Origin of the sequence: Dolichospermum sp. LEGE 00246 (assembly GCF_015207865.1) — a bacterium.
GTDB classification, from domain to species: Bacteria; Cyanobacteriota; Cyanobacteriia; order Cyanobacteriales; family Nostocaceae; genus Dolichospermum; species Dolichospermum heterosporum.
Genome location: NZ_JADEWA010000013.1, coordinates 1 through 14,647, shown reverse-complemented (window position 1 = coordinate 14,647; position 14,647 = coordinate 1). Strand labels below are relative to the sequence as shown.

Below are 14,647 nucleotides of genomic sequence, written 5' to 3'. Positions count from 1 at the left end.
GCTCTCACCGTTATTAAAAACTTACTTCAAGGAAAAACATCATGACACTTTTAAAAACCGTTGACGCTAAATTATTTCAATCAGAAATTCCCTATAAACCAATGGGAAAATATGCCCACTTTCTCACCGTTCGCATTACCGAATCTTATCCATTATTTCAAACAGATAGCGAATTGAATAAAGCAAGGGTAAGGGCTGGAGTTAAACCTGAAAACAAAAACACCATTAGTCGTCTTTCTATGTTCAAGCGTAAACAGTCCACACCTGAAAGATTAGTCGGTCGGGAATTATTGCGAAAATATGAATTTATGAAAGCAGAAGAATGTGAATATAACGTATCTTTTGCAATGGATAATGCTGACTGTATAATCTACGGTTTTGCTATTGGTGATTCTGGTTCAGAAAAATCAAAAGTTGTGGTAGATACGGCATTTTCTATTACAGCATTTGATGAGTCTCATGAAACCTTTACTCTCAATGCTCCTTTTGAAAATGGGACAATGGCTTCTAAAGGAGAAAGTGGTTCTAAACCTGGTGAAGTTACTAGCAGAATTAATCAACAAGATCACATTAGACCACAAGTTTTCTTTCCCAGTATTGTAACACTGAAAGATCCCACAGAAGCTAGTTTTCTTTATGTTTTTAATAACATCCTCAGAACTCGTCACTATGGCGCACAAACAACTCGTACAGGTCGCGTGAGAAATGAGTTAATTGGGGTTATATTTGCTGATGGAGAAATTACCAGTAATCTGCGGTGGACTCAAGCAATATACGACGAAATGGAGGCTAATAATACACTCAAATCACCAGATCCCTTAGATGAAGATGATGTAATTACATCTGCTAAAAGTGCAATTGAGAGTTTAATGAATGATGAATTTATTGTGCATACAGATTTTATTGGTGATGCTTTTATACCTCTAATTAACGAAGTTAAAAATCTCACAAATAACGAAGAAGGAATTAAATCAATTTTGCAAAAAGCTAATACAGAAGCTAAAGAATATGCCAGTAAACATATCAAGAAGAAAACAGCCACTAAAACTAAGTAGTTGAATATTCAGATCCCCGACTTCTTTGAGAAGTCGGGGATCTATACTCTATCATCACCACTATGACCATTATCTATCGCTGCAAATTAGAACTACACGACAGCCTCTATTTTGCTACCCGTGAAATTGGCAGACTTTACGAAACAGAGGCAATAGTTCATAACTATGCTCTCTGTTATGCACTTGGTTTAGTTGATAGTCCAATCTACTCAACAACCGTTGCAGAAGAGGATTCTTATCGCTATTTCTGTCCCGAACAAGTGCCAAAATATGAAGCACATTTAACTCCTTTAAATGAACAAGGAATTTACATAACTCCTGCTCGTTCTCTGAGACATTCATCTATTCTCAATACATGGAAATATGCCAATAATAACTATCATGTAGAAATGGAGAAAACCCAAAAGAATATTCCCAGTTTTGGAAGAGCAAAGGAAATTGCACCAGAAAGTCAATTTGAGTTTTTTCTAATTGCTCAAAAAGAGATTAAATTACCTAAATGGATTCGTTTAGGTAAATGGATGAGCAAAGCAGAAATTACGGTTGAGAAATTACCACAACCAAAAACAAAAACTGATTTATTTACCTGCACTCATCCTTTAAACCCTTTAGATGTCATGTTTACTAATCAAGTCATTAGTTATGATGTGGTAAATATGCCGCCAGTTAGTCTGATTCAAAATGTCCAAATACAAGGGGAATATTACTATTTTGATGATGTCAAAAATGTAAAACTTCCTAAACAAATGCAATACAGATTTCGTGCTTAAAATGTAATTGGTGGGCAATGCCCACCCTACTTTCAATTATTAATTATGCCCCATAGTCTCATCCTCAACATCATCCCCCAATCTCCAATTTACCCCAATTTCCTCACAGGTAGACATTACCACGCCTTATTTCTTAATCTAGTGAGTTCTGTTGATAGAAAATTAGGAGACTACTTACACGAATCAAACGCCGATAAAGCCTTTACGCTCTCACCATTGCAGATACAAAACAAACATAAAACCCAATCTTATCCTTTGCAATATGCCCATCAAAATCCTATTCCTGCTGGTACTTCTTGTTGGTGGCGTATTTCTTTATTAAATGACAATTTATTTAGTCAACTGACACCTTTATGGTTAAATATAAACCCCAAACAACCTTGGCATTTAGGTTCAGCTAACCTATATATTACTAGCATTCAGGGTACACCCCAATCTAATCAACCTTGGGCAAATGCTTGTAGTTATTCCCAACTTTATCAACAAGCAAGCGAAACAGAACGCAATCTTAATTTCATTTTTTCTACACCTGTAGCTTTTCGTCAAGGTGCATTTGATAATGTTTTACCAACAAGGGAATCTGTATTCAATAGTCTACTAAATCGGTGGCATAAATATAGCGATATTGAATTAACCAATATTTCTTTTGAATCAATTTATGCTAGTGCTTTTAATATCAATACTGAAGTTATTAGCAACTATGACAACAAATTTATTGGTTGTTTAGGTGAAATCAGTTATCGCATTCTTGGTAATGTAGAAACAACGACAATTAAACAAATTAACGCCTTAGCTGATTTTGCTTTATATGCTGGTATTGGCAGAAAAACAACAATGGGAATGGGAATGGTGAGGAGAAGGTGACAGGGAACAGGTGACAGGGAAGAGGTGACAGGTGACAGGGAAGAGGTGACAGGGAACAGGGAACAGGTGACAGGTGACAGGTGACAGGTGACAGGGAAGAGGTGACAGGTGACAGGGAAGAGGTGACAGGTGACAGGGAAGAGGTGACAGGGAAGAGGCAAAAGTAAATAAGGGAAGAGGAGTTATTTATGAAGATTGAATCACATCGAGATTTAATTGTGTGGCAAAAATCAATGGATATGGTAGTAAATATCTATCAATTAGCTGCTGGATTTCCAAATACAGAAATTTATCGTCTTACTTCACAAATTACTCGTGCTGCTGCATCTGTTCCAGCCAATATTGCCGAAGGTCATGCAAGAGGAACAACTAAAAACGATTTTGCACATTTTTTATCTATAGCTAAGGGTTCATTAATGGAAACAGAAACTTTTTTAATCCTTGCTGTTAGATTAAATTATCTAACTTCAGAACAAGCAAATCGCACATTATCACTGATTATAGAAATTAGTAAAATGCTCACTTCTCTTCGTTTGAAAATCTTAAATAAGTAGTGAGACAGAATTAATTACACAATGTCATTGCGTAAGCGTTGCGTGGCGTTAGCCATATGGAACGAAGTGAAATGAAGCAATTCCAAGGGTTGTGATTGCTTCCCTTCGCTCGCAATGACTGTAAATATTTTTATCCAATTACTTACACCATAACTAACTTTCTTCCCACTATCAATTTTTACCACTTTTAATTAATTATGTTTCAAAACGAAATGACTAACTCTCTTCCTACTTTCACCTGTAACCTGTCACCTGTCACCTCTGACCTCTGATGATGATTACGTTAATATTGCCTCATTAAATCAATATTCCTATTGTCCTCATCGTTGTTGGTTGATTCATTGTGCAGGGGAATTTATTGATAATCAATACACAATTGAAGGTACAAGTTTACATGAACGAGTTCACACAGTTGGAGAACAAAATCGTGAGGAAACTTGGCAGATACGCGCTATTTATTTGAAATCAGAGCAATATAAACTTATCGGTAAATCTGATTTAATTGAGTTTGAAAATGGCGGATTTTACCCTATTGAATACAAAAGAGGACGCAGGGGAGAATGGGATAATGATGAATTGCAAGTTTGCGCTCAAGCTTTGTGTTTGGAGGAAATGACAGGAAAAAATATCAATACTGGCTATATCTATTATGCTCAAACTCATCAACGGAAATTAGTAGAAATTACCCCAGAATTACGAGGTAGTACCATTGCTACTATTGAAGCTATCCAAACCTTACTGTTTACAGGTGCTATGCCAAAAGCTGTAAAAACAAAACGCTGTGATGGTTGTAGTCTTTATTCTCGATGTTTGCCACAACTTGCTGATAAAGTTGGGCGTTATCAAGAAGCAAATTGAGAAATTTATACTTGATGCAAAAACCTTTCTCAAACTCTTTTTACTGTTACCTGTCACCTGTCTACTGTTACCTATTTTGAGGATTTAATTATGGGTACTCTTTACATCGTACAAGATGATGCTTTTATCGGTAAGGTTGATGAACGGATTAATGTGAAATATGAAAAGAAAATTCTTCAAGATGTTCCGTTTATTCATCTTGAGGGTGTAGTTGTTTTAGGACGAGCAACTATTTCACCGGCTGTTGTGGATGAATTGATGCAGCGTCATATCCCTCTATCTTTTATCAATAAAATTGGTCATTATTTGGGACGGTTAGAACCAGAAATGACTGGTAATATTTTCATTCGCAAAGCACAATGGCAAGCAGCAGGAGAAACCCCCCAATCTATTCATCTGGTGCAAGGGTTTGTTAGGGGAAAATTAAAAAATTATCGTCAAACTTTGATGCGTTATCAGCGTGAATTTAATGATATTGATCTATCTAAAAGTATTCTTCGCATTGAACAGGTGATTGCTGCAATTAATTCAACTGAAAGTATCAATTCCTTGCGTGGTTTAGAAGGTTCTGGTAGTGCTGCTTATTTTGGTTGTTTTGATAGTCTAATTCGTAATTCTCAATTTTCTTTTACTAAGCGTGTCCGTCGTCCACCTACAGATCCAGTAAATTCATTGTTAAGTTTTGGTTATTCTTTATTGCGTCATGATCTGCAAAGTGCTGTGAATATTGTCGGTTTTGATCCATATTTAGGATACCTACATTTCGATCGCTATAATCGTCCTTCTTTAGCTTTAGATTTAATGGAAGAGTTTCGCCCTTTAGTAGTAGATGCGGTAGTTTTATCTATTTTGAATAAGCAATTATTAACTCCAGCCGATTTTGTAACTGAACCGTTAAGTGGTGCTGTTTCTCTGACTCCAGAAGGACGGAAAACTTTTTTAACTTTGTACGAAAAGAAAAAAATATCGGAGTTTAAACATCCAGTAATGGGGCGTAAATGTAGTTATCGAGAGGCTTTTGAATTGCAAGCAAGATTACTGGCTAAGTATTTAATGGGAACAATTGATAAATATCCCCCTTTGTTTTTGAAGTAGCTATTTAGGTGACAGGTTACAGGTGACAGGTGACAGAAAAGAGTTTTTACCTATTACCTATTACCTATTACCTATTACCTATTACCAATTACCTATTACCTATTACCCATTACCAGTTTATGAATGTTGTTGTTTCTTACGATATTTCTGAGGATAAACGCCGGACTAAAATCCATAGTATCCTCAAGCTATTTAGGTGACAGGTTACAGGTGACAGGTGACAGAAAAGAGTTTTTACCAATTACCAATTACCTATTACCTATTACCTATTACCTATTACCTATTACCAATTACCAATTACCTATTACCTATTACCCATTACCAGTTTATGAATGTTGTTGTTTCTTACGATATTTCTGAGGATAAACGCCGTACTAAAATCCATAGTATCCTCAAATCCTATGGACAATGGGTGCAGTATAGTATTTTTGAATGTGAGTTAACTGATACTCAATATGCTAAGTTGAGATCGCGTCTCAATAAACTCATAAAACCTGAAACCGACAGCATTCGCTTTTACTTTCTTTGTGCTTGCTGTTTTGGTAAAATAGAAAGAATCGGTGGTGAACAGCCCCGTGATCAGACGATTTTCTTCGCTTAATGCGCGGGGGGGTGGGTGTAAAAAATTCAATTTCTCAAAAAATGCCTGAAATCATGTCTACACAAGCTTTTCATGCAGTTCATGGAGTTCACCCATCCGCGCACCTTGCACAGCAGGAGTTTCAGCTATTTTACTCCTTGACACTTTTCTTGAAATGGATTATCATAAAGGCATCCGCGCAACTGAACCTTGAAAACTACATATATATAGGCTTTCAGCACCCCGCTATTGCAATTTCATTTACTCCCTATTAGGGATTGAAACTGGGTGAGAAGCTGAAGGGGCGGCTACGGTCGCGGATTGCAATTTCATTTACTCCCTATTAGGGATTGAAACAATTACTCCAAAGGGATCACCTGACCTACTTTATAGCTAGGATTGCAATTTCATTTACTCCCTATTAGGGATTGAAACGTAACACCAAGCTTTTTATTACCTTTAGCTTTAAGATTGCAATTTCATTTACTCCCTATTAGGGATTGAAACTCGCACCAAGGCAATAGATTCTGAATTGGGAGTCAAATTGCAATTTCATTTACTCCCTATTAGGGATTGAAACTTGGTATGGGCTGGGGTGAAGTGGGAGGATGATCCGATTGCAATTTCATTTACTCCCTATTAGGGATTGAAACTTCTCTCTTGACAATCTATTATGGATATGAGAATATAGAATTGCAATTTCATTTACTCCCTATTAGGGATTGAAACCCTGCTTATTTTTGTACTGATTCTTCCTGTGTTTTATTGCAATTTCATTTACTCCCTATTAGGGATTGAAACAAGATGCTTATATATTGTTGCGATTGTTGCGATCATATTGCAATTTCATTTACTCCCTATTAGGGATTGAAACGAGCATTTGGCGGAAGAAAGGCGCAAAAGAATAGAAGTGAGATTGCAATTTCATTTACTCCCTATTAGGGATTGAAACATTGTATTCCCGGATTGCAATTATTTCTCCGCTATTGCAATTTCATTTACTCCCTATTAGGGATTGAAACAACGTATCTCGTAAGATACCATCGCCAGCACTGATTATTGCAATTTCATTTACTCCCTATTAGGGATTGAAACATTATACCAGTGACTATTTCTTATTCAAAGACGAAATTGCAATTTCATTTACTCCCTATTAGGGATTGAAACAAGCTCGGAGTAGTGCCAAAGTTTTGCTTTTTTATCCTAATTGCAATTTCATTTACTCCCTATTAGGGATTGAAACCATATGGGAAAAATGTAATTTAATTTGTGGTAAAATTGCAATTTCATTTACTCCCTATTAGGGATTGAAACATCCGATTAAGACCTAACAATCTTGTAAAGCTGCAATTGCAATTTCATTTACTCCCTATTAGGGATTGAAACCTAATGCTGCGTTCATGCTTGCCATAATGGGCTTTTATTGCAATTTCATTTACTCCCTATTAGGGATTGAAACTCGTAACCTATCCCTTTGTATGCACGGATTAAAACAATTGCAATTTCATTTACTCCCTATTAGGGATTGAAACAGATTGGGCTGTAGTTGAGGTTGTAACGGGTTATTGCAATTTCATTTACTCCCTATTAGGGATTGAAACTGGGATAGGTTCAACATGGTCTTTTTGTCGCCAAATTGCAATTTCATTTACTCCCTATTAGGGATTGAAACAAGATAGATTATTCTCTATAGTAGTCAGATTAGGATTGAAATTGCAATTTCATTTACTCCCTATTAGGGATTGAAACTAGAAATAGACCACCAACTGGAGGGGTAATACAAAGGAATTGCAATTTCATTTACTCCCTATTAGGGATTGAAACTTTTTCCTCGGCTTTGTTTCTATATATATAATATAATTGCAATTTCATTTACTCCCTATTAGGGATTGAAACCAAGATACTTTTTATCAGTTCCAGAAAAGTATCGGATTGCAAATTGCAATTTCATTTACTCCCTATTAGGGATTGAAACGAACTCTCACAAATTTCGCAGAGAAGAGAAAGATTGCAATTTCATTTACTCCCTATTAGGGATTGAAACAGCCGACGCTAAACAGGAAATTAGAAACAACTGGATTGCAATTTCATTTACTCCCTATTAGGGATTGAAACTTTTGTCACCTGTGGGGATAACTCCCAAGTCAGAGGATTGCAATTTCATTTACTCCCTATTAGGGATTGAAACAATTGTGAGACGGATCTACATTTGGCGATCGCTCTAAATTGCAATTTCATTTACTCCCTATTAGGGATTGAAACCATTCCAAATTTAAACGCATCAGTTAAAAATGAGATAATTGCAATTTCATTTACTCCCTATTAGGGATTGAAACCTGCTCTGACTGCCTTGACTGCTGGTGCTATTTATTGCAAATTGCAATTTCATTTACTCCCTATTAGGGATTGAAACACTGCTGCGGTAACGGATATTTCTGCCACTATGAATTGCAATTTCATTTACTCCCTATTAGGGATTGAAACCCTTAACCGCAGCCAGTACATATTTACTAACCGATTGCAATTTCATTTACTCCCTATTAGGGATTGAAACTCAATTATTTGTCCACTTTCACTGAGGAAAGATTTAATTGCAATTTCATTTACTCCCTATTAGGGATTGAAACCTCTGGAGATTCCTTATGCCTTACGTGCAATGATTGCAATTTCATTTACTCCCTATTAGGGATTGAAACTGATAGTTGCAATATCCGTTATCTGTAATCTGCAAATTGCAATTTCATTTACTCCCTATTAGGGATTGAAACGGCTACGTTTATAGAAGTTGCCCCGATAGATGCCGATTGCAATTTCATTTACTCCCTATTAGGGATTGAAACGTAAATTTCCTTATATGTACAGGCACGGTTATCTCCCACAGATTGCAATTTCATTTACTCCCTATTAGGGATTGAAACTTCACTATTTACGGTTGGGGATGGCAACATAGGAAGAATTGCAATTTCATTTACTCCCTATTAGGGATTGAAACACAGCCTATACAGCTAATGATGTTTACGGGAACGAATTGCAATTTCATTTACTCCCTATTAGGGATTGAAACTTTAAGGGTACTAGGTTAGAGGAAATCAAAAACTTTTATAATTGCAATTTCATTTACTCCCTATTAGGGATTGAAACGCTACAGGCGTAAAATTCCATCACACCAGCCCCCATGAATTGCACTATTGCCAAAGCCCTGAAACTTTATTGATATCGTCACGATTTTATTGGGTTTCAGACATATTTTGGAAAATTGGCAATAGTATTGATCTAAAGACATAATTCAATTTATGACCCTAGACTCAAGCATTGGTCTGACCAATATAGCAATATTGAATCATTTAGCACTGACTAATGAGGTTCATTATGATTATCTCAAATCCAGTTGACAAAACCGCAAATATTAGTCTGCAAAAAGACACACTACTTATAGAATTAACTGCTGAAGAGTCTTCTAGTATTGTTGGAGGGTTTACAATTAGAAATGATTCAGGAGGTACAAGGCGTTTTTATAATTTAGGGGCAAATGTACCAGCACAAGTGCAAACTTTACAACCTAATACAGAAGGCACTTATGATGGAGAATACATTATATATAACACATCAAAGACCGGATTTGAACCTGTATTAGTAAAAGTAGATCCCACAAAAACAGCAAGTTTTCGTCAGGAAGGAAATGGTATAACTGTTACTACTGATACTCCAATTCTTTACAAAGGTAGTATTTAATTTTATCTCTTGAAGTATAACGATTTCTTCGGTTTTCTCTTAAAAATTGCGATCGCAAAGTGCTGCTGCAAATAGTTCACTATTGCAAGGCACTTCGTAGGAATCATTAAATTTTAGAGTTAAGTAGGTGAACACAATAAAACCAAACTGTGTAAAGAAATGTAAAATCGCCCAAACCCTCTTGACTCTTGCCTCTTGCATGAGTGCCTTTTGCCTTGCCATAACGACAATTTTCAATACCAACCTACTTATCATAAATTCAAAGTTTTTAATTTCAAAATAGATTGAGAAATTTTGTAACAACATCCATAGCTGTAGCGACCTGCAATCATCCGTTTCGACCAGGATTATTTGCAAATAAACTCGACGCTTTACCAGGGCTGAGTTTTTAGGATTGAGAAAGATTTGTCAAAAAACTCATTTGAGAATTTGATAGATTAACTTTGAATTCAAGACCCAAGTTCTTTAACTAGCAGGATATAAAAATGGCTAGTAACTATGACTCCATAGCCAAAGAGTATAAAGAATCCAAAGAATTGCCAATTCGTTTACATATAGAAGCATATACATATTTTAATATGCTTGGCAATTTGGCAGAAAAATCAATTCTGGATCTGGCTTGTGGAGAAGGATTTTATTCCAGAAAATTCAAAGATCAAGGTGCAGCAAAGGTTGTAGGGGTAGATATTTCCCAAAAAATGATTGAATTGGCAAGAGAAGAAGAAACTAGAAAATTTCAAAATATTGAATATATTCTTGGTGATGTACTTGAACTCGGTGAAATAGGCAGCTTTGATTTGGTAGTTGCTTCCTATCTCCTAAATTATGCCCGAAGTCCAGAAGAATTACTCAAAATGTGTGAAAGTATATTTGCCAATCTTAAACCTGGTGGTCGTTTTGTTAGTATTAACAACAATCCCTCTCAATCACCTATATCATATCTGAAAACTGAAAAATATGGATTTATTAAAAGTATAGATTCACCACTAATCGAAGGTACGCCCATAAAATATACATTTATTAATAATCATAAATTCACCTTTGATAACTATTACCTCAGCATTCCCACTCATGAATGGGCATTTCAGAGTGTCGGTTTTAAAGAGGTTCGCTGGCAATCACCAATAGTCTCACCTGATGGAATAAAAGAATTTGGGCAAGAATTTTGGCAAGATTTCCTTGATTCTGTGCCAATAATTGGTATTGAATGTTTTAAGTAAATCTACAAAATCCACCATCGTTTTAATATCCATGTTTGCGTCTAACGGGGCGACGATGAAGCTAGGAATAAGATAGGATCAGATCCATAGGGGGTACAGTTAGGTCGAGGGGGATTTAGGGGGATCTGCGGGTGTCAGATCCCACACGAAAAAGTTTTCAAACAACCTCTTAGGGATTGAAACTTGATATTTCCTACAAAATAGAACAACTTCATCATATTGCAATTTCATTTACTCCCTATTAGGGATTGAAACTACGCATGAGGGTTTACGCCGTAAACCCCTACGAAATTGCAATTTCACTTACTCCCCATTAGTGCTTTTTTAAGTTCTAGATGATTCTTGCCTCTAGAGTATTTCCACCGTCCCTTTATAGCCATCAATTTGGACTTGTTGACCGTCTTGAAGTAGGTATGTCGCACCACGTACGTCCATAACAGCGGGAATACCATATTCACGGGCGATAATTGCTCCGTGAGAAAGTTTACCACCTGCTTCGGCAATTAAGCCTCCAGCTTGGACAAGGATAGGGGCCCAACCGGAATCTGTGTAAGGGACAACAAGGATGGTGTTTTTATCAATATTATGGGCTTCTTGTAAGGTTCGTAATACTTTTACCCGTCCTTGAATTCGTCCTTGACTGGCGGGAATACCTAATAAAATGTTGTCAGAGGAATCAATTACGGGTTTAATGGGATGAGGGGGGTTATAACCGTAAACTACGGGGGGAATTTGGAGAATTTGGCTATCTTGGATAAATTGCGATCGCCTGTTTGCGATTAATTCCCAGATATGATTCTTAAAAGCTACATCTGGATTAATCCCTAAATGACGAATTTCCTCTAACTTGAGAAAGAAAATATCTCCCTCTTGAGTTAATACCCCAGACTGAAGCCACATCTGTTCTAGCGCCAAAAATGTCCAACGTAATTCCGCTAACAATCGGGAATAAACTTCTGTCACCCTACCTTTAAGATCAACTCGTCTTTGTACTAAATTTGTCTGTTCTGAACGGGAATCATCTAAATTTGGTGCTTCCGGTGCTTGTAGCAACTGGATAAATAACTGTTTCACTATTTGGGGATTTTCTCGCCAAGTGGGGACAGAAATATCTGTACCAACTTCGCTCAAATAGCCATAATCCTCAATCAATTCGTTGAATTCCGCTAAAATTCTCGACCCTGCGGCTGTTTCTGCTAATTGTGCAAATACTTGTTCTGGTTTAAGTTCATAGTTATCGGCGATTAAGATTTGCCTAGCATCCGCCGCCAGCAACCGCATAGCTCTTAATGATGCTACCTCTGGGGTGACGCTATTATCAATTTCTTCGGCTTTTGCCCCCAAAACCGCTTGACGGATGGCTGCACTTAAGGGGGCTAAAATGCTGTAATAAGTACCCCGGTGGAGTAAGTCGAGAATTAAATCTATTCTGCCTAATAATTGATCTAGTGATAATTCCTCAATGACAACGTTTGATAATTGGGTTAATCCCGGAATAAAAACTTGGCGATAGTCCAATTTAAAATCTTTTTCTAAATCAATTTCTCGCTTGAGTAACTTTGTCAGTCCTGGTAAATTAGCCAAAGTAGAATCTAGAGCAGGTTTACTGATGCTTGCACCTCTAGTCAGAAATTCCAAACTTTCTGGAGGTAATCCCATTTCCAGAAAGATTTCTCCTAATAAGGAAGCATTAAAATAGGCTCTAGAGTAGTGCAGTGTAGCTGTTGTGGCAAAATCCAACCGGTTAGCGCGATCGCCTAACACTATAGTAAAAATTTCCCCCCACACACCACAGGTTAAAGGTGAATTAATAGACCAAGTTAAGGGATGAATAACTCCCGGAATTACCTCAGCCGCGATTTTTCTTGTCCATAACGGTAAAAGCGTAGTAATAGGTCTTGTCTGCAATACCCAGAGATTTTGACCATCATAACTCCATTCAATATCTTGGGGAATGCCCAAATAACGTTTTTCTAACCGCCGAGCTAAGTATGCAACCTGTTTAATTAATGCTTCAGGAACTTTGCCATGACCTTCAAATTGCAGACAAGATAATTTTTCATTATCCGCAATCACCACCCGATATTGTTCCGGTGTTACCTTCCCAGATACAATTTGCGTAGGACTACCAGACACCGCTTCAATAACCACCGCCTCACCCTGTTGAGAAATGGGATCTCGGCTAAAAGCTACCCCAGAAAATACACTTTGGACTTGTTGTTGAATGAGTACCCCCATTGCCCGATCTTCTGAACTACTGCGATGGCGATATTCGACGGCACTGGGATGATCATAGGAGGCTTTAACTTGAGCGATCGCTTGTCGCAATTCTACCTTACTGATCACATTTAAAATCGTTTCATACTGTCCTGCCGCCGAAGCTTGTTGGGAATCTTCCCCAATCGCCGAGGAACGCACCACCAAGGGCGAAAGTGGCGATGGTTGCAGAAAATCAATTAAAACAGTAGGATCTTCACCAGCAGGCAGTACCCAACCTTTAGGAACTGTATAGCCCCAACGTTTAATTTGCGATAGTGTCGCAGCTTTAGCTCCCACCACTTCCCCATCTAAATCATCATCTAAAGTAATAATCCTGTCTTGATTATTTAAATATTCCATCATTGGTTGAGATTCTAGCGCCGCCTCCTCAATAGGGAGATTCATATCATCAGGAATTTGGCTATAAATCCAGTAAATTAGCCCCGACAAAGTTGCAGCAGCGATAATCCTTAGTATATCTTGGGAATGGATAATACCCACAAACAGGGGAAATATCACTAATACCCCCAACTTAATAGTTTCCTTAGAACGAGTAATTAAAAACCCCGTCGCCGCCAGCAAACTCACAAAAGCAGTTACCATCGGATCATGTGCCAACAACCCCCAGGAAACGTTAGTTATTCCTGCGCCTTTAGTAGCCACATATCTACCGACAACCAAAGCAATTAAAGCAATAAGTTCCCAAACTGGTTGGGAAGGAAAATAATATTGGGCAATTGTCACAACCCCAACACCCTTGAGGGCTTCAGAAACCACGCAGATACTTCCTGCTAACTTACCACCATGATAAAAAGCGGCTGCCACACTAATATTTCCTGTACCCACCTTGGCTAACTGCTTACCACTCAAGGCATAAGTAATCCAGGAAATTAGTGGTATTGCTCCTAACAGTGGACAAACAATTAAAATAATGACGATACCGAAAAGATTAATCATGATTCTCTAATCTAAAAATTAAAATTTGATGACATCTTCCAAGTTTGTTGTTAACAAACATGAATCACATAATAAAGATAAAACCCTTGTACGGCAGGAGTCAGGGTTCAGATTCAAAATAATTCTTTCTTCTTTGTTTTTCTTTCTTGCTCCTGACTGCTGATTGGGCGTAGGACTTGCGCCCCTACCTCCTGACTCCTCTTAAATATAAGGACACTAGAAAACAATGGTAGTCTTACTAGTGTCCCAAATGTTATTTAAGGAATTTAGCCTAGTGCATAAGCGGCAGTAAGCGCCCAAATAATCAGCCCAGCAATTGATCCTAAAAGTACCACAGTGGAGATTGTAATCAGTTTAGGTGAATCTGCACCTTCAAATTTCATGATTCCGCGATTTAAATCGGACATTGTTTTATAATGCTCCTTTATTACAGGGCTAATCTGTCCGTCTTGATTTTAGTCTTTCTACTGCCAGATGGTGTTAAATTCTTATTACGATTTTTTTTAAGATTGGTAACAAGAGGGAAAATGGGACTTCTCCACTACTTAATATTGTGCAAAAATAATTTAATTTTCTCTAATCCAAAGAGCTAAACCACCTCCGCGTCCACGAGCAGCAATCATATCTTCAGTAACCAGAAAGAAAGCAAAAAAAGCAAGTTTAGCTATGGGTTGCTCGTTAAAATCTTTAATTTCATCTTTAT

General features: G+C 37.3%; 13 protein-coding genes and 1 CRISPR repeat array. Of the genes, 10 read left to right on the top strand and 3 right to left on the bottom strand.

What is annotated here, in order from left to right:
• The first annotated feature begins 41 nt into the window (after positions 1-41).
• The 9 genes from cas7d to IQ228_RS01790 all read left to right on the top strand — a co-directional run bounded on the left by cas7d (position 42) and on the right by IQ228_RS01790 (position 9,508).
• Positions 42-1,055: a type I-D CRISPR-associated protein Cas7/Csc2 gene (gene cas7d, locus IQ228_RS01830; RefSeq protein WP_193962038.1), complete on the top strand. Its 1,014-nt coding sequence runs from the start codon at positions 42-44 to the stop codon at positions 1,053-1,055.
• A gap of 62 nt (positions 1,056-1,117) precedes the next feature.
• Complete coding sequence (gene cas5d, locus IQ228_RS01825; protein ID WP_193962037.1) at positions 1,118-1,825, top strand: type I-D CRISPR-associated protein Cas5/Csc1; 708 nt, start codon at positions 1,118-1,120, stop codon at positions 1,823-1,825.
• 45 nt (positions 1,826-1,870) lie between these two features.
• Positions 1,871-2,689: a CRISPR-associated endoribonuclease Cas6 gene (gene cas6 / locus IQ228_RS01820; RefSeq protein ID WP_193962036.1), complete on the top strand. Its 819-nt coding sequence runs from the start codon at positions 1,871-1,873 to the stop codon at positions 2,687-2,689.
• Between the two features lie 188 nt (positions 2,690-2,877).
• Positions 2,878-3,243 (top strand): four helix bundle protein, encoded by a 366-nt coding sequence (locus IQ228_RS01815; RefSeq protein WP_027401763.1) that lies wholly within the window; start codon positions 2,878-2,880, stop codon positions 3,241-3,243.
• A 261-nt stretch (positions 3,244-3,504) separates the two neighbouring features.
• Positions 3,505-4,101, top strand: coding sequence for a CRISPR-associated protein Cas4 (cas4, locus tag IQ228_RS01810; protein ID WP_193962047.1), 597 nt, complete (start codon positions 3,505-3,507; stop codon positions 4,099-4,101).
• Positions 4,102-4,191: 90 nt separating this feature from the next.
• The gene (gene cas1d / locus IQ228_RS01805) at positions 4,192-5,196 is read left to right on the top strand and encodes a type I-D CRISPR-associated endonuclease Cas1d (RefSeq protein ID WP_193962035.1); all 1,005 of its coding nucleotides are present in this window, start codon (positions 4,192-4,194) and stop codon (positions 5,194-5,196) included.
• Between the two features lie 29 nt (positions 5,197-5,225).
• Positions 5,226-5,396 carry a CRISPR-associated endonuclease Cas2 gene (locus tag IQ228_RS01800; RefSeq protein ID WP_193962034.1) on the top strand — a complete coding sequence of 57 codons (171 nt, stop codon included), beginning with the start codon at positions 5,226-5,228 and terminating at the stop codon, positions 5,394-5,396.
• A 128-nt stretch (positions 5,397-5,524) separates the two neighbouring features.
• On the top strand, positions 5,525-5,797 hold the full coding sequence (gene cas2, locus IQ228_RS01795) for a CRISPR-associated endonuclease Cas2 (RefSeq protein WP_053539699.1): 273 nt from the start codon (positions 5,525-5,527) through the stop codon (positions 5,795-5,797).
• Between the two features lie 227 nt (positions 5,798-6,024).
• A CRISPR array of direct repeats spans positions 6,025-8,917; the repeat unit is 37 nt; unit sequence ATTGCAATTTCATTTACTCCCTATTAGGGATTGAAAC.
• A gap of 228 nt (positions 8,918-9,145) precedes the next feature.
• A complete protein-coding gene (locus IQ228_RS01790) occupies positions 9,146-9,508 on the top strand; it encodes a hypothetical protein (protein WP_027401768.1) in 363 nt (120 codons plus the stop codon).
• Positions 9,509-9,547: 39 nt separating this feature from the next.
• Here IQ228_RS01790 and IQ228_RS01785 read toward each other — a convergent pair whose 3' ends face one another.
• A complete protein-coding gene (locus tag IQ228_RS01785; RefSeq protein ID WP_193962033.1) occupies positions 9,548-9,730 on the bottom strand; it encodes a hypothetical protein in 183 nt (60 codons plus the stop codon).
• A gap of 263 nt (positions 9,731-9,993) precedes the next feature.
• On the opposite strand from IQ228_RS01785, the gene IQ228_RS01780 reads away from it, so the two are divergent.
• Entirely contained in the window at positions 9,994-10,728 is a 735-nt protein-coding gene (locus IQ228_RS01780; RefSeq protein WP_027401770.1) for a class I SAM-dependent methyltransferase, read from the top strand.
• Between the two features lie 348 nt (positions 10,729-11,076).
• Here IQ228_RS01780 and IQ228_RS01775 read toward each other — a convergent pair whose 3' ends face one another.
• Together IQ228_RS01775 and IQ228_RS01770 are read right to left on the bottom strand one after the other, a co-directional pair.
• A complete protein-coding gene (locus IQ228_RS01775) occupies positions 11,077-13,944 on the bottom strand; it encodes a glycerol-3-phosphate acyltransferase (protein ID WP_193962032.1) in 2,868 nt (955 codons plus the stop codon).
• Positions 13,945-14,210: 266 nt separating this feature from the next.
• Positions 14,211-14,351: a hypothetical protein gene (locus IQ228_RS01770; RefSeq protein WP_027401772.1), complete on the bottom strand. Its 141-nt coding sequence runs from the start codon at positions 14,349-14,351 to the stop codon at positions 14,211-14,213.
• Positions 14,352-14,647 lie beyond the last annotated feature (296 nt).

Excerpts from the sequence above, each read along its gene's own strand:
- cas7d (WP_193962038.1), top strand. The coding sequence starts at position 42 with ATGACACTTTTAAAAACCGTTGACGCTAAATTATTTCAATCAGAAATT.
- cas5d (WP_193962037.1), top strand. The coding sequence starts at position 1,118 with ATGACCATTATCTATCGCTGCAAATTAGAACTACACGACAGCCTCTAT.
- cas6 (WP_193962036.1), top strand. The coding sequence starts at position 1,871 with ATGCCCCATAGTCTCATCCTCAACATCATCCCCCAATCTCCAATTTAC.
- IQ228_RS01815 (WP_027401763.1), top strand. The coding sequence starts at position 2,878 with ATGAAGATTGAATCACATCGAGATTTAATTGTGTGGCAAAAATCAATG.
- cas1d (WP_193962035.1), top strand. The coding sequence starts at position 4,192 with ATGGGTACTCTTTACATCGTACAAGATGATGCTTTTATCGGTAAGGTT.
- cas2 (WP_053539699.1), top strand. The coding sequence starts at position 5,525 with ATGAATGTTGTTGTTTCTTACGATATTTCTGAGGATAAACGCCGTACT.
- IQ228_RS01790 (WP_027401768.1), top strand. The coding sequence starts at position 9,146 with ATGATTATCTCAAATCCAGTTGACAAAACCGCAAATATTAGTCTGCAA.
- IQ228_RS01785 (WP_193962033.1), bottom strand. The coding sequence starts at position 9,730 with ATGGCAAGGCAAAAGGCACTCATGCAAGAGGCAAGAGTCAAGAGGGTT.
- IQ228_RS01780 (WP_027401770.1), top strand. The coding sequence starts at position 9,994 with ATGGCTAGTAACTATGACTCCATAGCCAAAGAGTATAAAGAATCCAAA.
- IQ228_RS01775 (WP_193962032.1), bottom strand. The coding sequence starts at position 13,944 with ATGATTAATCTTTTCGGTATCGTCATTATTTTAATTGTTTGTCCACTG.
- IQ228_RS01770 (WP_027401772.1), bottom strand. The coding sequence starts at position 14,351 with ATGTCCGATTTAAATCGCGGAATCATGAAATTTGAAGGTGCAGATTCA.